General features: G+C 65.9%; 19 protein-coding genes, 1 tRNA gene and 2 pseudogenes. 12 read left to right on the top strand and 10 right to left on the bottom strand.

Going from position 1 to position 20479, the window contains the following annotated elements; genetic code table 11:
- Window positions 1-30 precede the first annotated feature (30 nt).
- The 3 genes from sigJ (at window position 31) to ACP7AR_RS02030 (ending at window position 2985) form a co-directional block, all read left to right on the top strand.
- On the top strand, window positions 31-933 hold the full coding sequence (gene sigJ / locus ACP7AR_RS02040) for an RNA polymerase sigma factor SigJ (protein ID WP_426182086.1): 903 nt from the start codon (window positions 31-33) through the stop codon (window positions 931-933).
- Window positions 934-1004: 71 nt separating this feature from the next.
- A complete protein-coding gene (locus ACP7AR_RS02035; protein WP_426182083.1) occupies window positions 1005-2117 on the top strand; it encodes a lipocalin-like domain-containing protein in 1113 nt (370 codons plus the stop codon).
- 52 nt (window positions 2118-2169) lie between these two features.
- Window positions 2170-2985: a sigma factor gene (locus ACP7AR_RS02030; RefSeq protein WP_426182081.1), complete on the top strand. Its 816-nt coding sequence runs from the start codon at window positions 2170-2172 to the stop codon at window positions 2983-2985.
- Window positions 2986-3092: 107 nt separating this feature from the next.
- Here the strand turns inward: ACP7AR_RS02030 and ACP7AR_RS02025 are convergent, their stop codons facing one another.
- The 3 genes from ACP7AR_RS02025 to ACP7AR_RS02015 form a co-directional block, all read right to left on the bottom strand.
- On the bottom strand, window positions 3093-4796 hold the full coding sequence (locus tag ACP7AR_RS02025; protein ID WP_426182078.1) for a cytochrome b: 1704 nt from the start codon (window positions 4794-4796) through the stop codon (window positions 3093-3095).
- Window positions 4786-6183, bottom strand: coding sequence for an NAD(P)/FAD-dependent oxidoreductase (locus tag ACP7AR_RS02020; RefSeq protein ID WP_426182075.1), 1398 nt, complete (start codon window positions 6181-6183; stop codon window positions 4786-4788). The genes ACP7AR_RS02025 and ACP7AR_RS02020 overlap by 11 nt, the downstream gene beginning before the upstream one ends.
- 174 nt (window positions 6184-6357) lie before the next feature.
- Window positions 6358-6531: a hypothetical protein gene (locus ACP7AR_RS02015; RefSeq protein WP_426182072.1), complete on the bottom strand. Its 174-nt coding sequence runs from the start codon at window positions 6529-6531 to the stop codon at window positions 6358-6360.
- Between the two features lie 238 nt (window positions 6532-6769).
- Between ACP7AR_RS02015 and pdhA the strand changes: the two genes are divergently transcribed.
- From pdhA to ACP7AR_RS01995, 4 genes are all read left to right on the top strand, one after another.
- The gene (pdhA, locus tag ACP7AR_RS02010) at window positions 6770-7867 is read left to right on the top strand and encodes a pyruvate dehydrogenase (acetyl-transferring) E1 component subunit alpha (RefSeq protein ID WP_426182069.1); all 1098 of its coding nucleotides are present in this window, start codon (window positions 6770-6772) and stop codon (window positions 7865-7867) included.
- The gene (locus ACP7AR_RS02005) at window positions 7864-8856 is read left to right on the top strand and encodes an alpha-ketoacid dehydrogenase subunit beta (protein WP_426182066.1); all 993 of its coding nucleotides are present in this window, start codon (window positions 7864-7866) and stop codon (window positions 8854-8856) included. The genes pdhA and ACP7AR_RS02005 overlap by 4 nt, the downstream gene beginning before the upstream one ends.
- 10 nt (window positions 8857-8866) lie before the next feature.
- Window positions 8867-10141 carry a dihydrolipoamide acetyltransferase family protein gene (locus ACP7AR_RS02000; RefSeq protein ID WP_426182064.1) on the top strand — a complete coding sequence of 425 codons (1275 nt, stop codon included), beginning with the start codon at window positions 8867-8869 and terminating at the stop codon, window positions 10139-10141.
- Window positions 10142-10205: 64 nt separating this feature from the next.
- Window positions 10206-10772 (top strand): NADPH-dependent FMN reductase, encoded by a 567-nt coding sequence (locus ACP7AR_RS01995; protein ID WP_426182062.1) that lies wholly within the window; start codon window positions 10206-10208, stop codon window positions 10770-10772.
- A gap of 143 nt (window positions 10773-10915) precedes the next feature.
- Here the strand turns inward: ACP7AR_RS01995 and ACP7AR_RS01990 are convergent, their stop codons facing one another.
- Window positions 10916-11053 (bottom strand): hypothetical protein, encoded by a 138-nt coding sequence (locus tag ACP7AR_RS01990; RefSeq protein WP_188438237.1) that lies wholly within the window; start codon window positions 11051-11053, stop codon window positions 10916-10918.
- Window positions 11054-11412: 359 nt separating this feature from the next.
- Between ACP7AR_RS01990 and ACP7AR_RS01985 the strand changes: the two are divergent.
- Window positions 11413-13976 (top strand): annotated as a pseudogene (locus ACP7AR_RS01985) (ABC transporter).
- Between the two features lie 155 nt (window positions 13977-14131).
- Here ACP7AR_RS01985 and ACP7AR_RS01980 read toward each other — a convergent pair.
- A tRNA-Pro gene (locus tag ACP7AR_RS01980) sits at window positions 14132-14208 on the bottom strand.
- A 107-nt stretch (window positions 14209-14315) separates the two neighbouring features.
- Between ACP7AR_RS01980 and ACP7AR_RS01975 the strand changes: the two genes are divergently transcribed.
- From ACP7AR_RS01975 to ACP7AR_RS01965, 3 genes are read left to right on the top strand one after another with little or no spacing between them, the layout of a single operon-like run.
- Window positions 14316-14900 carry a GNAT family N-acetyltransferase gene (locus ACP7AR_RS01975; protein WP_426182058.1) on the top strand — a complete coding sequence of 195 codons (585 nt, stop codon included), beginning with the start codon at window positions 14316-14318 and terminating at the stop codon, window positions 14898-14900.
- Between the two features lie 43 nt (window positions 14901-14943).
- Window positions 14944-15615, top strand: a complete 672-nt coding sequence (locus ACP7AR_RS01970) for a lysoplasmalogenase family protein (protein ID WP_426182055.1) — start codon at window positions 14944-14946, stop codon at window positions 15613-15615.
- Window positions 15612-15995: an RNA-binding S4 domain-containing protein gene (locus tag ACP7AR_RS01965; protein ID WP_426182052.1), complete on the top strand. Its 384-nt coding sequence runs from the start codon at window positions 15612-15614 to the stop codon at window positions 15993-15995. The genes ACP7AR_RS01970 and ACP7AR_RS01965 overlap by 4 nt, the downstream gene beginning before the upstream one ends.
- A 23-nt stretch (window positions 15996-16018) precedes the next feature.
- Here ACP7AR_RS01965 and ACP7AR_RS01960 read toward each other — a convergent pair.
- Window positions 16019-16510 (bottom strand): annotated as a pseudogene (locus ACP7AR_RS01960) (NUDIX domain-containing protein); the annotation flags it as partial.
- 80 nt (window positions 16511-16590) lie between these two features.
- Between ACP7AR_RS01960 and ACP7AR_RS01955 the strand changes: the two are divergent.
- A complete protein-coding gene (locus ACP7AR_RS01955) occupies window positions 16591-17148 on the top strand; it encodes a nucleoside phosphorylase (protein WP_426182050.1) in 558 nt (185 codons plus the stop codon).
- Here the strand turns inward: ACP7AR_RS01955 and ACP7AR_RS01950 are convergent.
- The 4 genes from ACP7AR_RS01950 to ACP7AR_RS01935 all read right to left on the bottom strand — a co-directional run bounded on the left by ACP7AR_RS01950 (window position 17136) and on the right by ACP7AR_RS01935 (window position 20447).
- On the bottom strand, window positions 17136-18347 hold the full coding sequence (locus tag ACP7AR_RS01950; protein WP_426182047.1) for an epoxide hydrolase family protein: 1212 nt from the start codon (window positions 18345-18347) through the stop codon (window positions 17136-17138). The two genes, ACP7AR_RS01955 and ACP7AR_RS01950, sit on opposite strands and share 13 nt — an antisense overlap.
- A 61-nt stretch (window positions 18348-18408) precedes the next feature.
- Entirely contained in the window at window positions 18409-19482 is a 1074-nt protein-coding gene (locus ACP7AR_RS01945) for a Glu/Leu/Phe/Val dehydrogenase dimerization domain-containing protein (RefSeq protein WP_426182045.1), read from the bottom strand.
- Between the two features lie 102 nt (window positions 19483-19584).
- A complete protein-coding gene (locus ACP7AR_RS01940; protein ID WP_426182042.1) occupies window positions 19585-20076 on the bottom strand; it encodes an SRPBCC domain-containing protein in 492 nt (163 codons plus the stop codon).
- On the bottom strand, window positions 20073-20447 hold the full coding sequence (locus ACP7AR_RS01935; RefSeq protein ID WP_426182039.1) for an ArsR/SmtB family transcription factor: 375 nt from the start codon (window positions 20445-20447) through the stop codon (window positions 20073-20075). Before ACP7AR_RS01935 ends, ACP7AR_RS01940 begins: the two co-directional genes overlap by 4 nt.
- Window positions 20448-20479: the final 32 nt, after the last annotated feature.

Raw genomic sequence — 20479 nt, 5'->3', positions numbered from 1 at the left:
CTGGTCGGATAGTAAGACGAGAGGCTCGACATGACCATGGACCACGATGACCCGCCCCAGAATGAAGCCCTGAGCGAGCGCCGCCATCTCGTCTCGATGGCGTTCCGAATGCTGGGAACCGTCGCAGACGCTGAGGACGCCGTTCAGGAGACGTACATCCGGTGGTATCGCATGAGCGAGGAACAGCGTGCGGCGATCGAAGTCCCGCGCGCCTGGCTGACGAGAGCCGCGAGCAGGGTCTGCCTCAACGTTCTCGCCTCCGCTCGCCATCGTCGAGAGATGTACGTGGGACCGTGGCTGCCGGAGCCTGTGCCTGCACTGGCCTTCGCGACGCCTTCGGAGGGAGCGACGGATCCTCTGGACCGGGTGACCCTCGATGAGTCCGTGAGCACGGCGCTACTCGTCGTGCTCGAGTCGATGACGCCGGCGGAGCGGGTCGCGTTCGTACTCCATGACGTGTTCGCCATGCCGTTCGATGAGATCGCCGAGACGGTCGGGCGCTCACCGGCCGCCTGCCGCCAGCTGGCGACTTCGGCTCGACGCCGGGTGCAGCAGAGTCGAAGTCGTCGAGCGACGCACGCCGAACACGAGAAGGTCGTCAAGGCTTTCTCCGCCGCGGCGCGGGCCGGCGACATCGCAGGGCTCATTGCTGTGCTCGATCCGAACGTCGTTCTGCGCTCCGATGGCGGCGGCATAGTGACCGCGGCTCGCAACCCCGTGTTCGGCATCGACAAGGTCGCGCGTTTCATCATGGGTGCGCTGCACAAGCGCCCCCACGCCACCATCGTCGAGCAGGACACACCCGACGGCACCGGTTTCGCGATGTGGGACGACGGGCGCATCTTCGGAATCGTGACTCTCGATGTCATGGACGGGCTCGTCACCGATGTGCGGATGATGATGAACCCGTACAAGCTCACGCTCTGGAAGTGACCTCACGAAAGCACTGCTTACGCGGTCAGTATTCGTGAACGGCGCCGACAATGCCGTGAACGGAGAAGATCGTGAGCACTAAGCACACCGCGAGTATCGCGAATCTCGATCGGGACTACCTGCGTATCGGGATATCCCGGGACGAGATCGTCCTGGCCGAGGACGGCGCCCGGACTGATGGCGGGCGGGGGACCTACGAGTGGTGGTACTTCGATGCGCATCTCGACAACGGTGCGACGCTGGTCGTGATCTTCATGACCAAGGACCTCTCTACGCCCGGCAAGCCGTTGGCACCGATGATCCGACTCAACCTGGATCTGCCCGACGGCACCAGCAAGAGCTTCATCCGCCCCTACCGCGCCGATATGTTCTCGGCAGCAGGGCACACAGCCGACGTGAGGATCGATGGCAACACGTTCGTAGGCGACCTCTCCCACTACGAGATCTACGTCGAGATCGATGACCTGGAGGTGTCCGTCTCTCTGGACGCCACTATCCGTCCATGGCGTCCAGACACCGGGTATCTGGTCTTCGGGGAAAATCGCGACGCGGCGTTCTCCTGGTTGCCCTCTGTGCCGGAGGGCAAGGTCGCGGGATACTACGAGATCGATGGGGTGCGCACCGAGGTCAGCGGGATCGGCTACCACGATCACAACTGGGGAAATGTCGGGATGACCGCGATCATCAACGACTGGTATTGGGCGCGCGGCCAAGCAGGCCCGTACTCGGTGATCGCCTCGTACATCACGTCGCACGAGAAGTACGACTTCGAAGAGATCCCGATCTTCATGCTCGCGCGCGACGGCGAGATCGTCGCCGACCGAGCGGAGTACGTGCGCTTTCGCGCATCAGACGTCTACGTGGACCCCAAGACCAAGAAGCCGGTCGCCAACGTGACCCAATACTTCTACGACGATGGCGCAGAGCGCTACGTGGTGACGTTCAAGAAGCGACGCGAGCTCGTCGCCGCGACGTTCGTCGAGCAGATGGACGGCTGGCGCAAGCTGGCTGCCCGCCTCGTCCGCTTCGACGGCGCCTATCTGCGCTTCTCCGGCGAGATCACCGTTCAGCGCTGGTCGGGAGCGACCCTGGTCGAGACCTTCACTAACGAGGCCATCTGGGAGGTCATGTACTTCGGCCATCCCCGCAAGGACGACAAGGCCCCCGTCCGCATCGGGCGCTGATGCGCCGGATGCGGACGTCCGGACCGATTCGCCCGACTCGATAGCGGACCCGATGACTCCGGACGAAGTAGAGCTGCACGCAGCAATGCAGAGCGAACGTCGCCACCTCGTATCGCTTGCCTACCACGTGCTCGGCGAGCTGCCCGATGCCGAAGAAGCCGTGCAGGACACGTACATGTGCTGGTACCGGCTCAGTGTGGAGAGTCAAGCGAGTGTCGCAGAGCCTCGCGCCTGGCTGACGCGCACGCTGGGCCGAATGTGCTTGTACGTCCTCACATCGGCAGATCGCCCTATCGATGCCTCCTTCAGCACGTGGCCCGAGGAAGGTGCCGCCGTAGCGGTGCCGAACGAGGCGACCCCGGCGGAGCGGATCACCATGATTCTGCACGACGGATTCGGGATGGATCTCGACGAGATCGCCGAGATCATCGGACGCACGCCCGAGGCATGTCGAAGGCTCGCGAGAACGGCGCGGCGTCGCACTGCCGAGGACAGAACCGAGCGCCTTGCGCGCGCGCAGCGCAATGATCACGTCCGCGCGCTCATCTCTGTCGCTCGTCGACGCGACATCGCAGGATTGTCAGCCCTGCTGGATCCGTGCGTGCGATTCCGCGCAGCCGGTTCGGGGTCTGACCACGACTATCGGCTTCCGATCATCGGCGCGCGACGGGTCGCGCGCCACCTCGTCCGACCTCTGCGGACCTACCCGGACACCACGATCCTCGAGCAGGAGACACCGGATGGGCTCGGCTTCTCCCTCTGGGAGGACGGTTGTATCGTCGGAGTCGCCAATATCGAGCTCGCGGGCGGGATCGCTAGAGACATACGGCTGTCGACGGTTCCGCGCCGGCTCACCCTATGGAGTTGAGGCTGCGCGTGCGCAACGCCTCGCTCTGACGCTCGTCGCGCTCCTCGCGGATGAGGCGGCCGCGAAGCGCATCCAACTGCTGATCGAGTACGACCCCGAACCGCCCCTCAGCGCACCATCGTCGGCTGCGGCCTCGTTCCCGTGTCCACCGCGGCGGCCGTGGCATTCGGGGCGGGGTCCGGCTCCTCGTGCGCACCCTCCGGCTCCTGGTGCGCACCCTCCGGCTCCTCGTGCGCACTCTCCGGGGCTCCTTTGTCGATCCGGTCCGCGTAGAACTTCGCGGCGAGTGCGGAGCGCGTCCTCTCGAGCACCGAGAGCCGTCCCGCTTCTGATGGCCGCGCTTCGATCGCATCAGGATGCGTATGAGCGGCGAGCCGCCACCGTTCCTGAGCCTCGAGCGGCTGGTGCACCTCGACGAACTCGCCGCCGGGAAGACGCACGATCCGGCCGGTCTCGTATCCGTGTAGCACGAGATCGCGGTCTTTCTTCTGCAGTGCGAGGCAAATGCGTCTGGTGAGAATGAAAGCCAGCACGGGACCCGCGAACAGCGTCACCTGCAGAGTCACGATGACCGACTCGAAGGAGAGCTGGAGTACGAACGCCATCACATCGGCACTTGCTGCGAGCCACAGCACCCCGTAGAACGTCATGCCCGCGACACCGATGCCCGTCCGGGTCGCGGTGTTGCGAGGACGATCGAGGATGTGATGGTCGCTCTTGTCTTTCGATAGCCATCCCTCGAGGAACGGGTACACCGCGACGGTCAGGAGGAAGACGCCGATGACGACCAATGGCGCGAGCAGCGCAAGCGTGAACGTGCGTTCGAAGAGGACGAACTCCCAGCCCGGCGGCACGAGTCGCAGCGCCCCGTCGAGGAACCCTGTGTACCAGTCCGGCTGACTGCCGGCCGATACCGTACCGGGATCAGCCGGACCGTAGGTCCAGAGCGGGCTGATCTGCACGGCGGAGGCCATCAGCACCAGCACACCCACCACGATGGCGAAGAACCCGCCGGACCGGACTGCCGCGTGGGGCAACATCGGCATGCCTACGACGTTGCCCTCCTCGCGCCCCCCTGCGGCGAACTGCGGCGGCTTGTTTTTGTAGGCCGACCGAGCGCGCAGCGCGATCAGAAGCAGGACCACCACGGGGACGATCGCCACATGGATCAGGTTCAGGTTCTCGATGATCGTGCTCGGAAATTCGCCGCCGAAGAGGAATGAGGCGATCCAGGTGCCGACGAAGGGGATGCTGTGGACGATCCCGTGCACGATTCGCAGCCCGGTGCCAGAGAGCGCGTCATCGGGGAGCGCGTATCCGCTCCAGCCGCCGGCGAGGACGGCGATCAGGAGGAGGAACAGAGCCAGCCAGCTGCCTCGCCGCGGTCGGCGGAACGCGCCGGTGAAGAAGCTGACGAGCAGCTGCAGCATGATCGACGCCGGTACGAGCAGAGCCGCCCAGTGGTGGAGCTGACGGAGCATCAGCCCGCCAGGCACGTCGAAGGACAGCCGCATGACCGAATCGAACGCCCGGGACACCTCGATACCGACCAGCGGTGCGAAGTCGCCCTTGTAAATGACGGGCTCACTCGAGGGCACGTAGACGAACATCAAGATGACGCCCGTGACGAAGAGCACTGCGATGCTCGCAACGGTGATCACTCCGAACAGGTTCGTCCAGTGCACGGGCACGACGCGCGTGCGGAGTTCCGCACGGAACGCCGCGAATGCGCGTCCGGGCGCGGTCCGCTCCCGCAGGTACTCCGACGCGATCTCCGAGAAGGATCGCGTGCGGCGGCGATCAACTCGCACGGCGGAACTCCGTCGGCTCTTCGCGGAGGCGCGGCAGCTCGGTCGCGACCGGCGGCTTCTCGGCCATACTCCGGGGCGGCGGCACTGCCGCGAGGAATGCCGCTCGCGGCTGCTGGACCGATTCGAGCGAGACGATGTCCCGCCCGAACAGGAATGCCGATACCCAGAGCAGCAGCACTCGCACCTTCCGACTCCAGGTCGGAACCGCGAGCACGTGATATCCGCGGTGCATGAACCAGGCAAGGAGTCCCCTGATCACGAGACGCTTGTACTGGAAGACCCCGTGCCCCATCCCCAAGGTCGCGACCGTACCTTGGCTCTGGTGGAAGTACTCGCGCGGCAGTTCCCCGCGAAGCACAGCTGCGAGATTCTTGGCCAGGAGCTTGCCCTGCCGCACAGCGTGCTGTGCGTTGGGGACCGTTCGTGCGCCGACCACATTTCGCGCGAGATCGGGAACGGCCGCGTTGTCACCGGCGGCCCAGGCGTCCTCGATCGGGGCGTCCTCGGTGCCGACCCGGAGGTCGGGACGAGTGATCAGCAGACCCCTGGCGTCGATGGGTAGGTCCGTGTTGTTCGCGACTACCGGATTGGTGGCGTTGCCCGCTGCCCAGACCAGGAGATTCGTCCGGTACCGCTCCCCCGTCGACAGCTCGACCTCTCCGCCACTGGCAGAGACTATCTGAGTGCCGAGGTGCACGTTCGCGCCCCGCTTCGTAAGATGCTCCACGACCCAGCGACCCGGCTTCTCGGTCACTTCCGGGAGGATCCTGCTGTTCGCCTCGATGAGGTGGAAGCTGAGGTCGGAGAAGTTCAGCTCCGCGTAGGACCGCAAAAGCGAAGAGGCCAGAGACAGCATCTCGCCGAAGACTTCGACGCCCGAGAAGCCGCCGCCCACGACTGTCACCGTGAGCAGCCGTCGCCGCTCCGGACCGTCGGGCACAGCGGCGGCGCGCTCGAAAGCCGTGAGGAGTTGGTCGCGGATGGCCACGGCCTCCTCGACGGTCTTCAGTCCGATCGCATGCTCGGCGATGCCGTCGATGGGGAAGGCGCGAGTGACGGCACCGGCAGTGATGACGATGATGTCGTAGTCCACTGTGCGCGAAGACCCGTCCGGCATTTTCACGACGACCTGCTTGTCGGCGTGCATGATCGACGTCACCGTTCCGGGGATCACCGCAGTACGCCGGAGATTGCTTCGGAGAGAGACCGCGACGTGTCGCGCCTCCACCGATCCGGCGACGACTTCCGGGAGGAAGGGCTGGTACGTCATGTAGGGCCGCGGCTCGATGATCGTGATCTGCGCCTCTTTCGCCTTGATCCTCTTCTCGAGGTTCCAAGCCGCGTAGAAGCCCGCATAGCCCCCGCCGATGATGAGAATCCTTCGCATGACTACCTCCAAATGCTGTTACAAACAAAGACCAGGCAGACGGTCAGGATGTGATGCCTGGGAGCGAGGAAAATCCGCGTCCTGATCTACGCGGTCGGAGCGTGGTGTCAGCGAGTAGGGCCGACGGAATAGTGGCTGGTGATCGCAACTCGATTCCAGGAGTTGATGATCTGCTCATCCGTGAGCGCATCGGCGTCGGCGATGCCTCGGTCGGGCAGGACAGTTGACTAGTTCGATGAGGGTGGGAGCGAGCCCCGCCTCGCGGGCATCGGCCGCCGCCTGCTCGGCGAGCGCCTCCATCGCCCGATAGGCGTCCGGGTGCACCTTTCCGATGTTCACGTGCGTCATGAGCGCGCCTTCTCTCTGCGGCGCGTAGGTCGCACCTCGTGATAGATGACCGCGCGGGCGGCTGCAATGTGAGGTCAAACGTGCAACTCGCCTCGACCTCACATCCCAGCATGGCGTCCGGTCTTAGTAGAGGAAGCGCGAATGCGCTGACGCTCGCAGACGCCGTGACCCGGCATCGGCACCGACCTCCGTCGGACCGGCGAGCTCACCTCCGCGACAACATCAGGGAGAGCAGTCGATGCCCACACGATCGAAGACGCAGCGTCCTGCGAAGACGGAAGCTCCAACCGAGGACGGTGTTCTCGCGCTGGACTTCTATCGGCAGATGGTGCTGATCAGACGTTTCGAAGAGCGCGCAGCCCGTGGCTACTCCGAAGCCAAGATCGGCGGATACTGCCATCTGAATCTCGGCGAGGAGGCCGCGGTCGTCGGGCTGATGGGCGCTCTCAAGCCGGACGACTACGTCTACACGAACTATCGCGATCATGGGTACGCCTTGGCGCGCGGCATCAGTGCCGAGCGAGTGATGGCGGAGCTCTACGGACGAGCTGACGGCGTCTCGAAAGGCTGGGGCGGATCCATGCATCTCTTCGACGTTGACGTGCGGTTCATGGGCGGCTACGGCATCGTCGGCGGCCAGGTTCCGCTCGCAACAGGCACGGCACTCGCCATCGCCCATCGCGGCGGTTCGGAAGCGGTCGTCTGCCAGATGGGGGACGGTACGACCAATATCGGAGCATTCCACGAGTCGCTGAATCTCGCGGCACTGTGGAACCTTCCCATCGTCTACGTCGTGAACAACAACGGACTGGGGATGGGGACGACGGTGGAGCAGTCATCTGCGGAACCCGAACTCTACAAGCGCTCGTCATCCTATCGGATGGCCTCCGCCCGCGTGGACGGGAACGATCCACTGGCGGTGCATGAGGCGATGCGACGCGCTCTCACTAGTGCTCGGTCCGGGAAGCCGTTCTTGCTGGAAACCATGACCGAACGACTCAAGGGACACTCTGTCGTCGACCCCGCCGGGTACCGCACGCGCGAGGAGAAGGCCCAACTGCTGTCGGCGGACGCGCTTCACGGTTATGCCTCCGACCTGCGGGCACGCAACCTGTTGTCGGACGAATCGGAGCGCGAGATCGACGACGCCGCCAGGTCGACGGTCGACGCCGCGGTGCAGTTCGCCGATGCCAGTCCGCATCCCTCGGTCTCCACTCTCTTCGATTACAACTATGCGACCCCCGTGCCGAACGATTCCCGCCGGCTCCCGGGAGAGCCGCTGTTCCCCGCGCCCGCCAGATCGGTCGCCCCCCTGAGCTCGGAGGTCTCGGCATGAGTGTCATCAGCTATCGACAGGCTCTTCACGACGCACTGCGGGAAGAGATGCAGCGCGATCCGGATGTCTTCCTGATCGGCGAGGAGATCGGGCGGTTCGAAGGTTCCTACAAGATCACCGCCGGGATGCTGGAGGAGTTCGGTCCGCGGCGAGTGCGCGATGCTCCGATCGCCGAGGAGGGTTTCACCGGTGCCGCGATCGGTGCCGCGATGGTCGGCCTCCGCCCCGTCGTAGAGATCATGACCATCAACTTCTCACTCCTCGCCTTGGATCAGATCGTGAACCACGCCGCCAAGATCTACGGAATGTTCGGTGGACAGGCCAAAGTACCGCTGGTCATCCGAACCCCTGGCGGTGGCGGACAGCAGCTCGGCGCGACACATTCGCAGAACATCGAGCTCTACTACGCATTCGTCCCCGGAATGAAGGTGGTCGCCCCGTCGACACCTGCCGACGCGAAGGCTCTCATGCTTGCGGCGATCCGCGACGACGACCCCGTGCTCGTACTGGAGAATCTCGCGCTGTACAACACCACCGGTGAGGTACCCGATGTCGTCGAACCGGTGGAGATCGGCAAGGCGTTGATCGCCCGTCCCGGGAGGGACGTCACCGTCATCGCCTACTCGCGGATGGCCGTCATCGCGCGGCAGGCCGCGGAGCTGCTCGCAAAGGAAGGCATCGACGTCGAGGTCGTCGACCTACGGAGCCTGCGCCCGCTGGACCGCGAAACCATCGTCACCTCGGTGAAGAAGACGAACTGCGCGGTCGTCCTGGAGGACGACTGGCTGACCTACGGAATCGGAGCGGAGATCGCGGCGACGATCTCCGACGGCGCCTTCGACTGGCTGGATGCGCCGGTCCGGCGCGTAGCCATGGCCGAAGTGCCCATGCCCTATGCGAAATCCCTGGAGTCCGCCGCTCTTCCCTCTCTCGACGACGCGGTCAACGCGATCCGGGAGACCCTCGACGCCGTCGCGCGGCGAGCCTGAAAGGACCATCATGATCGACATCCTCATGCCCCGCCTGTCCGACACGATGACGGAGGGCGCCATCGCGGCATGGCACAAGAAGATCGGCGACGAGGTCAAGCCCGGCGACATCCTCGTCGAGATCGAGACCGACAAAGCTCTTATGGAACAGGAGGCCTACGACGCAGGCGTCCTCGTCGAGATCCTGGTCGCCGAAGGCGAGAACGTCGAGATCGGCACCCCAATCGCGCGACTCGACGACGGAACCGGGCCGTCCAGGCCCACGAATGCTCCCGCGGCGGACTCCGCTCCCCCCGCGGACGCGGGAGCCGAGGATGTTGCCGTGGTCGCGCCCCCCGCCGCCACGGCAGCATCCGATTCTTCACCGGCCGAGGCGCCGGAACCGGAACCGATCTATCAGGAGGAGCATCGCCCGGCCACCCCGCTCGTCCGGAGACTGGCTCGCGAGCAGGGGATCGATCTCGATCACGTCTCCGGGACAGGGCCGGGCGGACGAATCGTGCGCGCGGATCTCGACGCTGTCGCGAGCCCGACACCCCAGCTGCCGTCCGGGCCGATGACCCACGCGCCAGATGCGCACATCGAAGAATCATCCGAGCGGATCCCCTTCGACAAGATCCGCCAGGCCGTGGCCGCACGTCTGACGGAGAGTGCAACGACGATCCCCACCTTCACCGCGACCGTGTCAGCGGACGTCGGCGAGCTACTGATACTCCGTGGACGCATCAACGAGGCCCACGCCGATACCGGCGTCAAGGTGAGCGTGAACGATCTCCTCGTACGTGCTGTCGCCCTCGCGCTCCGCGAGCATCCCGTCGTCAATGCGTCGTACGATCCGACGGGCGTCGGATTCACCGTGCTGCACGCTCACGTGCACGTCGGTATAGCGGTCGCTTCTCCGGCGGGTCTCGTCGTCCCCGTTATCCGGGATGCCGACCGCACAGCCGTGTCAGCGATAGCCGACATGTCCCGCGCGCTGGTCCGCAAGGCATCGGAGCGGAAACTGTCGAGCGCGGACATGGGCGGCGGGACCTTCACGATCAGCAACCTCGGGATGTTCGGAGTCGATCACTTCACCGCGATCATCAATGCCCCGCAGGGCGCGATCCTCGCCGTCGGTGGCACGCGGGACGAGCTCTCGTTCGTGGATGACGAGCTGATCACGCGTCGCATGCTCAGCCTCACGCTGACGTCGGACCATCGGATCATCGACGGAGCCGATGCCGCACGGTTCCTGGAAACACTGAGGAGCCTGCTCGAGAACCCGCTCCGCGTCATCGGCTGAGAGCCATGAATACCGGCAAATTGCTTTCATCTTCCCGTGCCGTCCCCATCGAAAGGAAAACAGCATGACCACGTACGACATCGGCCTGATCGTCGGAAGCATCTCCTCGACATCCATCAACAGGCGCCTTGCCCGCGCCCTCACCAAGCTCGCACCGCAGGCAGATCTGCGCCTCAACGAGATCCCGATCCGGAACCTTCCGTTCTACTCGGCGGACCACGACTCCGCGATGCCCGCCGATGCGGCGAACTTCAAGCGAGCGATCGAAGCAGCCGACGCTGTCATCCTCGTCTCCCCCGAGTACAACCGCTCGGTGCCTGGCGTGCTCAAGAACGCGCTCGACACGGCCAGCCGTCCCTGGGGCGACAACAGCTTCGACGCGAAGCCGTCAGCCGTCATCGGCATGTCGATCGGTGCGATCGGCACGGCTGTCGCTCAGCAGCAGCTGCGCACCATCCTCGCGTTCCTCGCCTCACCGACGCTCACTCAGCCCGAGGCATTCCTGCAGTCACGCGAGGGACTCATCACGGAAGACGGCGTCGTGACTGACGACAGCACCACGGATTTCCTGATCACCTGGCTGAAGTCGCTGCACGAGCACGTCGCGCACGCCATCCGCACGTCCGCCTGAGCTTCCCATCCCGCGCCCTGTCGACCGCGGCGATCAGCCGCAGTCGAGGCCCTAGATCGCCTCGCTACAGCCACACCGACACATACCGCAACAGCGGCCTGACCTTCAGGCAATGACCTCGGGCGACGCCTCAGGCCACCCCCTCAGGCGTCGAGGTGGTCGCCGTCGACGATGGCATCCTCCGCGGCCTCTTCGGCTTCGGCGCCCTCTTCGGGTGATTCCGACCCGGCCTGGGCGGCAGTGTCGTCAGTGTGCTTCTGCGGATCCTTCGGATCACTCATGATGTCTCCTTCGTCGAATCCGACGACCGTACGCACACGTCAACACCTCGAGTGAGGGCCTTGACGGATGCCGTCACACCAGACTCACCGCGGATCCGCGGACGCCTGAGGTCGATCAGGTGCCCGCCCCCACCGAATATCACTATCGCGACGTGGGCAGGGTGGGATCTTCAACCAAGCCATCCCAGATGTAGGCGCTGGCGAACAGCATCATCGCGATCCGAACGCTTTTGGCGTCGACTTCGTCACGTCACATCGCTCTCTGAGGCCAGGGGCGAATCCTCCTGCATCCGACTGATACCTGACGCCTGCACCGCCCCCTCACCTCGCCCCCAGGGCCCCACGGATACACTCGACCGATGCCCGAGACCCCAAGCGACCCGACCGATGCGTTCGTCCGCGTTCGCGGCGCCAACGAGAACAACCTCAGGAACGTCGACGTCGATGTGCCGCGCGACAGGATCGTCGCGTTCACCGGCGTCTCCGGATCGGGCAAGTCCTCCCTGGCATTCGGCACCATCTTCACCGAGGCCCAGCGCCGCTACCTGGAGTCCGTCGCCCCGTATGCACGGCGCCTCATCCAGCAGGGTCATGATCCGCACGTCGAGTCGATCTCGGGCCTGCCCCCTGCCGTCGCACTGCAGCAGCGCCGCGGCGCCCCCAGCTCGCGATCGAGCGTCGGTACCGTCACCACGCTGTCGAACTCGCTCCGGATGCTGTTCTCCCGCGCCGGCACCTTCCCCGAAGGGTTCACGACGCGCCTCGACTCCGACGCGTTCTCGCCGAACACCGCAGCCGGCGCCTGCCCCGAGTGCCATGGCATCGGCGTCTCGCACACCGTCAGCGAGAACTCGCTGGTACCCGATCCCTCGCTGAGCATCCGCGATGGCGCCATCGCCGCCTGGCCGGGTGCGTGGCAGGCGAAGAACCTGCGAGACATCACCATTGCGCTCGGGTACGACGTCGAGCGCCCGTGGCACGACCTCGATCAGGCCGACCGCGACTGGATCCTCTTCACCGACGAGCAGCCGGTCGTGCAGATCACCCCGCAGCGCGACCGCGTGGCGAAGCCCTACAACGGCATGTTCTGGAGTGCGAAGAAGTACGTCTTCCACACGCTGGCCGACTCGAAGAGCCAGATGATGCGCACGAAGGTGCTGCAGTTCGTGCGGTCGGGCCCGTGCCCGCTCTGCCACGGCACAGGTCTTCGCCGCGAGGCACTGGCCGTCACGTTCGCCGGGCGCACGATCGCCGAGCTCAACGCCCTCCCGATGACCGAACTCGCCGAGGTGTTGCGCCCGACCACGCAGCTCACTGACGCTGCGCACGCGCTGCCGACCACGCTCTCCGGCGAGCGCACTGATGTCGCCGTCGCTCTCACCACCGATCTCCTGGCGCGCATCACCGTGCTCACCGACCTCGGCCTCGGGTACCTCGGACTCGGCCGGGTGACGACCACGCTCTCCCCGGCGAGATGCAGCGGCTGCGGCTCGCCACCCAGCTGCGGTCAGGGCTCTTCGGTGTCATCTACGTGCTCGACGAGCCGTCGGCCGGCCTGCACCCCGCCGATGCGGAGCCGTTGCTCGACGTCTTGGAGCAGCTCAAGCGCTCGGGCAACTCGGTTTTCGTGGTCGAGCACAACATGAATGTCGTCCGCCACGCCGACTGGATCGTCGACGTCGGCCCCGGAGCGGGCGAGGGCGGTGGTGACGTGCTTTACAGCGGAGCGGTCGACGGACTCGCCGCAGTCGAGGCATCCGTCACCCGGCCGTTCCTCTTCCCCGATCAGGGCACCACGGCGGCAGACCGCCGCGACGTGCGCGAGCCCGCGAACTGGCTCACCGTCGAGGGCATCACGCTGCACAACCTCGCCGACGTCGATGCGGCCATTCCGCTCGGCACCTTCGTCGCGGTCACCGGTGTCTCAGGGTCGGGCAAGTCGACGCTCGTGAGCCGCGTGCTGCGTGATGTCGTGCGCGAGCATCTGCGCTCCGGCCGCGACGACGGCATCGATGATCCGGACGACGACGCCACGACCACCGACCGGGCAGGCGATGACGCGGGTCTCACCGAAGCGACGGTCCCGGATGCGCACGCCGACACGCTGACGGTGCGCCGTGCCACGGGGCTCGAGCACATCGACCGGCTCGTGCGCGTGGATCAGAAGCCGATCGGACGCACCCCTCGGTCGAACCTGGCGACTTACACAGGCCTGTTCGACGCGGTCCGGACGACCTTCGCGAAGACCGACCTCGCTCGGGAGCGCGGGTATACCGCCGGACGCTTCTCGTTCAATGTCGCCGGTGGACGCTGCGAGACCTGCCTCGGCGAGGGGTTCGTGTCGGTGGAGCTCCTCTTCCTGCCCGGCAGCTATGGACGCTGCCCGACCTGTCACGGCGCCCGGTACAACGCCGACACTCTCGAGGTCACCTACGACGGCAAGACGATCGCCGATGTGCTCGCGCTGACGGTCGAGCAGGCATCCGTCTTCCTCGCGCCGGTGCTTCCGGCTGCGCGCAGCCTGCAGGCCCTCCTCGACGTCGGACTCGGCTATCTGCGACTCGGTCAGCCCGCGACCGAGCTGTCGGGCGGCGAGGCGCAACGCATCAAGCTGGCGACCGAGCTGCAGCGTGTGCGCCGAGGCCACACCCTCTACCTGCTCGACGAGCCGACGACGGGCCTGCATCCCGCCGATGTGCGGCGACTGCTCGCGCAGTTGCACGCGCTGGTCGACTCCGGAGACACGGTCGTGGTGGTCGAGCACGAGATGGATGTCGTCGCCGCCGCGGACTGGGTCGTCGACCTCGGCCCGTCGGGTGGGGATGCCGGCGGGCGCATCGTCGCGACGGGAACACCGGATGCCGTGGCGAAAGACCCCGCGAGCCGTACGGCCCCGTATCTCGCCGAGTGCCTCCGCCGTTGACCGTCCCGAGTGACTCAGCCCACCCGCACGTCGGACGCCCCGCGACAACAAGGATCAGCGAGTACTGGAGGCCGTACGCGCCGCTGCCGCGAAGGGCGTCCACTTTCCGCAGCAAAGACAAAGGGCCGATCCATTCGGATCGACCCTTTTTGCTTTGGTCGGGCTGACAGGATTTGAACCTGCGACCCCTTGACCCCCAGTCAAGTGCGCTACCAAGCTGCGCCACAGCCCGTTGTCTTGCGCTCTCGCGCAGGCAACTCCACTATCTTAGCCGCACCCAGGCGCCATCGCGAACCGCCACTCTTGCCCGTGTCTGTGACACGGCGTAGCCTGCCCGACATGTCAAAGATCACGACGACGCTCGCGAGCCCTGACGTGTGGGACGACATCCAACATGCTCTCAGCGGCGGCGGCGATGGGCGCAGCTGCCAGTGCGTGTGGCCGGTGCTCACGAACAAGGAGTGGGACGAGACCGACCTCGACGAGCGCACCGCGATGTTCCAGCGCGAGGTGTCCTCCGAAAGACCACCGGGACTCGTCGCATACATCGACGGCGAGGCCGCCGGATGGATGCGCATCGGACCTCGCCCGGCCCAGCACCGCCTCGCGCGGACGAGGAACATCATCACCACCACGCGCGAACCGCTCGATGACGACACCGTCTGGGCCGTGACCTGTTTCGTCGTGCGTAAGGAACACCGCGGTCAGGGATTGAACGCCGCACTCCTCGAAGCCGGCATCGAGTTCGCCAGAGCATCCGGAGCCCGAGTCGTCGAGGGGTATCCGATCGACACCTCCGTCACCGACCCACGCGTCAACGATCTGTTCCACGGTGCTCTTTCGACGTTCCTCAACGCCGGCTTCGCCGAAGTCGCCAGCGCCAAGCCAGGTCGACCGCTGGTGAGCTTGACGCTCGCGGCCTGACCACTGGCACGGCGTAGGGTTCCGGCGAACCTACGATGGAGGGATGCAACGCAGCACCACCGATCGAACGCTCCTCACGTGGGCATTCGTTCCGTACGTCGTGATCTCGATCGTGCACGTCGTCGCCCTCGCACTGCAGAGCGACATCGCCTCCCCCACCAAACTGTGGCTCATGCCGCTCCTCGCGGTTCCGGTGCTGCTGTCAGCGCGCCTGCGCCCCACGAGCGCGATCGCGCTGCTGCTCGCGGCCATCGCAATGTCCTGGCTCGGCGACGGTGCCGGCGCGTTCTTCCCGGGCGGACCAGAACTCCCGCTGATGCTCATGTTCTTCGGACTCGCGCACATCGCCTACATCGTGCTCTTCGCACGAGTGCTCGGCGTACGGCGGATGCCGTGGTGGGCTCTCGTCTATGTCGCGTGGTGGGTACTGATGCTGGTCGTGCTCGGCCCGCACACCGGCGCACTCTTCTTCGCCGTCGCGGCCTACGGTCTGGTGCTCGGCGGCACAGCGGCGTTCTCCACGCGCTGTCATCCGCTGGTCGTGTGGGGCGGCGTCTTCTTCCTCATCAGCGACACCGTCCTGGCCTTCCGACTCTTCACACCGGACGCCATGCCGCAGTGGACGAGTCCCCTCGTGATGCTCACTTATACGCTCGGCCAGGGGCTCATCGTCGCTGGCGCACTCACGAGCCTGCGAGCAAGGAGAAGCGCATGACGAATGCTCCCGCGCAGGACAAGCCGGTTCGGGTCGACAGCTGGCTGTGGGCGATCCGCGTCTACAAGACCCGCTCAGCTGCCACGACGGCATGCCGCGCCGGGCATGTGCGGGTGAACGGCGAGAAGGCGAAGGCCGCGCAGACGGTGAAGCCCGGCGACGAACTGCGCGTGCGCGTCAGCGGCTTCGATCGCATCCTCGTCGTGCGGAAGACGCTCGTGAAACGCGTCGGCGCGCCGGTCGCCGCCCTCGCCTACGACGATCGCACCCCTGCGCGCGAACCGCAGGCGATCATGGGCATGCGAGATCGCGGCGCGGGTCGCCCCACGAAGCGCGAGCGCCGCGACATCGACAAACTGCGCGGGCGCGACGACTACTGACGCTCAGCCGAGGACGCTCAGCCGAGTTCGGCGCGCAGGCTCGGCCACGATACGGCGAACCCCGGATGCAGCGGACGGTCGGTGACCTCATCCAACGGCACCCACTCGAGAGCCACACTCTCGGGGTCACTGATCACGGGCGTGAACTGTTCCACGACGTCCGCGACGACAGTGGTGTACGACCAGATCTTCAGGTCGAGCACACTCGTGAAGCGAACCTCCACGGCACCGGACGGAATGCCGGCCTCTTCCGTCGCCTCGCGCAGCGCGCCGTCGATCGCCGACTCGCCCTCGTGCAGTGCGCCGCCAGGGAGCCCCCACGTGCCGCCGAAATGGCTCCAGCTCACCCGATGCTGAAGCAGTATCCCCCGCTCCGCATCGACGGCGAGAAGACCCGCGGCACCGAAACGGCCCCAGTACTTCTCCCCCGTGTCGGCGACGACCCAGGCGTCGCCAGGGTCGCGCGGCCCATCAGGGCGCCGGGGCTCACCGGGTGCAGGAGGAACGATCGTCACCCCCTCAGCCTTTCACAGCATCCGCCGTTGCGTGCCGTCGGCCGACGCGAGAGGTAACCCGTGTCTGGGAGAATGAAGCGGTGAAGCTTCTCGTCGCCGCCCTCGAATCCGAACTCGTCGCCTTCTCCGAGCCCCTGGACGGCTTCGACCGGCTCGTGACGGGGCCGGGAAAGCTCAAAGCCACCTACGGCCTGACACGAGCCCTCGACGCCGGCGCCTATGACGAGATCCTCGTCGTGGGCACCGCCGGCGCGCTCGATGAGACGGTCGGATCCGGTGTCCATGAGATCCATTGGGCATTCCAGCACGACGTCATCAACGAGGACGGCGTGCGCGGCGAGCACGTGTCAATGCCCCAGCGCATAGACCTCGGCGTCGGCGACGTCTCCATCGCCACCGGCGACAGCTTCATCGACGATGCCGATGCGGTCGAGGTCATCTTGTCTCTCGGTGGCCGCCTGGTCGATATGGAGTCATACGCGTACGCCTGGGTGGCCGCACAGTTCGGCGTCCCGATTCGCATCTGGAAAGCTGTCTCCGACAATGCCAAGGACGGCGCGAACATCACGTGGGAAGAGGCGGTCACCGACTGCAGTCACCAACTGCGCGAACACATGCGCGAGGTCTACGGCGTCTGATCTGCGTCCGGCTCAGCTCCGGCCGGCCGATTCGCGGCCAAGACGGCGCCGAGACCTGCCCGCAGATCTTCGACGAAGTACTCGGGTACTTCCAAGGACGGGAAGTGTCCCCCGGATTCGGGAAGGTTCCATCGGACGATCCGCCGATACCGCTCCTGCGCCCAGGCTCGAGGCGTGCGGGATTCGATGTCGCCGGGATACATCGTGATGGCTGACGGGACGTCGACCCGCAGGTCGGGGTCCAACGAGTGCGGGCTCTCGTAGTAGATGCGCGCTGCCGATGCACCGGTGCGTGTCAGCCAGTAGAGCGTGACGTCGTCAAGGATCCGGTCTCTGGAGATCGTCTCGAAGGGGCTGTCTTCGGTGTCTGACCACTCGGCGAACTTGTCGAGAAGCCAGGCGAGAAGCCCTACCGGTGAGTCGACGAGCGAGTAGCCGATGGTCTGCGGCCTCGTCGCCTGCTGCTTCGCGTATGCCCGGTGGTGCTGCCAGAAATCGCGCGTCTGCTCGACCCATTCGTGTTCTATCGCCGTGAGGGAATCCGTCGTCATTCCTGGCGGCGCCAGCGCGAAAGTCGTGTGGATGCCGACGACGTGCTCCGGGAACATCCCGCCGAGCACCGTGGTGACGTTGCCTCCCCAGTCTCCACCGTGGACGACGAATCTGCTGTACCCCAGCCGTCTCATCAGTTCCACCCATGCGGCGGCGATCTTCTCCACTCCCCACCCGATCTCAGCCGGCTTGTCGCTGTAGCCGAAACCTGGAAGCGACGGGGCGACGACGTGAAACGCCGGCGCGTCCGCATTTTTCGGATCTGCGAGTTCGTCGATCACGTCGACGAACTCGGCGATGCTACCCGGCCAGCCGTGCGTCATGATCAGCGGCGTGGCATCTGCACGCGTCGATCTGCGGTGCAGGAAATGTATGCCGAGATCGTCGATCGTCGTTCGGAACTGACCGATCCGATCGAGGCGCGCTTCGAACGAGCGCCAGTCGTATCCGTCGCGCCAGTACTCCACGAGATCGACGAGATCGGCAAGTGGAACGCCCTGGTCCCACCGGCGAGGGTGCGGCGCTGGGCGAAAGACGGTTTCGGCCTCCGGTAGACGCGCCGCCGCCAATCGCGCGCGCAGATCGTCGAGGTCTGCATCGGTCGCGTGGGCTTCGAATGCGTGCACTTCGTCCGCCGCGTGGGACATGTGACCTCCTGAGTTCCATCGCAAGGGTGCCACAGGCCTGTGACACCCTTGCGATGGTCGCTCAACGCAGTACCGGAGTCTCCACTCCCGACCGCAGACGTGCTGCCGCGAGTTCTTCCGCCGCGGCCAGTGGCGTGATCCCACGTTCTTCGGAGTCGGCGAGGATCCTTCGCACTGTTTCGCCGATCTGCGACACGCGCTCCATGATCTCGGCGCGGGAGCCGAGCTTCTTCGCCTCGTGATCGAGGTAGATGACGCCCCCGGCGTTCACGACGAAGTCCGGCGCGTAAAGGATGCCGCGTGCGGCCAGCCGGTCGGCGCCGCTGTGCGATGCGAGTGGGTTGTTGGCCGGACCGCAAACGGCCGCGGTGTCAAGAGTGTCGATGACCTCGTCCGTGAGCAGTCCCCCGATGCCGGCCGGCACGAAGACGTCCGAGGCGACGAGGTGCTCCGTTCCCGGCTCCGCCCAGACTGCGCCGAGTTCTCTGGCGAGGTGACGGCGTTCCGGGTTGACATCGGTGACCGTCAGCACGGCGCCCTCGGTGGAGAGCCGCACGGCGAGACGCCCACCGACCTGGCCGAGTCCGGAGATCGTGATCCGCCGGCCCGCGACGTCCGACGAGCCCGTCGTACGCTCCAGCACGGCGCGCAGCGACTCATAGACGCCGAGGCTCGTGGGTCCGGCCGGCTCTCCCGACCCGCCGGACGCATCAGGAAGACCGACGACGTGCGTCGTCTGTTCGCCGACGACAGCCATGTCGTCCATCGTCGAACCGACGTCCTCCGCCGTGCGATACAGTCCGTCGAACGACTCGACGGCATCGCCGAGATCGAGGAAAGCGGCACGACGCCGCTCGGCGTCGAGCACCGTCCCCGCCTCCAGACCGATGACGGCCTTGCCGCCACCGGCGTCGAGCCCGGCGGTCGCGTTCTTCAACGTCATCGCGGCAGACAGCCGCAGCGCGTCTCCGAGGGCGTCGCTCCAATGCGGGTACGTCCACAGTCGTGCGCCGCCGAGCGCTGAGCCGAGCACGGACGAGTGCAGAGCCACCGCGATGAAGAGGCCACTGCGTCGGCCGGTGATCACCTCCACGCGTTCGTGGGTGAAATCGGGCAGGGGCAGGGTGTGCGTCATCGCATCCTCTTTCGGCGGGCCTTGTGGGCACGTGTACGGACGCCGTCTGATTACGGCATCCATCTCCATTGCACCACCAGTGCGCGTCGAGAGCAACTGGCATCACCTGGCGAGTGCTGCGTATTCCTTGCTCATCGGCATGTAGCTCGTGTCGAAGTCGTCCAACGTCGGCATCCGCTCATCGTGAACGGCAGCGACGAGCCTGTCGAGGTACCATTCCCAGCCGGGACCGGTCTGCTCGAGCGTCGCGGAGTCGACGTCTTCCTGAGTGAGGACCAGGGTGGTCGTCCCGTCGACCGAACTGAGTTCTGCGGTCAGGCTCCAGGTGCCGTACTCATCGGTGACGCGCACGGAGAGCGCCGTCGGCGGCTCGCATCTCCGGATCTCGTAGGGCACCGCCGGCATCGGCTCAGCCTCGGCATTCATCGTCACCGAGACCGTTCCGGTGGATGAATCCCCGCTCCACGTCCCGAACCAGCGGCTCAGGCGATCGGAATCCGCGATGCTCTCCCACACGTCATCAATCGATGTCGTGAAGTGCCGCGTCAGCACCAGCGTGTGCCGAGCGCTGTCGACTCTTCCTGTCAGGGTCATGCGATGTCCTCCTCCGAGTGCGAGCTGTCCGATGTGGACGCACCGCGCCGGCGATCTCGTGCGGCTCGATGCACCTCGGTGTCGAGAGCGTCGAGATGGTGAGCCGTTATCGGGGCTCGCTCGACCGTCAACGCGCGCATGAGTTCGCTGACGACCGCCAACGGCTCGACATCGATCGCGTAATGCCGTTCGCGCCCGCTGACCTCGGCGCGCACCAGACCGGCATCGCTCAGGATGCGCAGGTGCTTGCTGATCGCCGGGCGCGAGATGGATTGATCAGCCGCGAGGTCGACGACCCGTGCCGGGCCGCCGGAGAGCCGCCTGAGCAGCTCGCGTCTGATCGGATCTGCGATCGCTCCGAACACGTCCACGACAAAACGGTAACCGATTGGTTACCTTTCTG

This window comes from Microbacterium sp. TWP3-1-2b2 (assembly GCF_049896145.1).
Taxonomy (GTDB): domain Bacteria; phylum Actinomycetota; class Actinomycetes; order Actinomycetales; family Microbacteriaceae; genus Microbacterium.
This window is presented reverse-complemented; position numbering and strand designations above follow the sequence as displayed.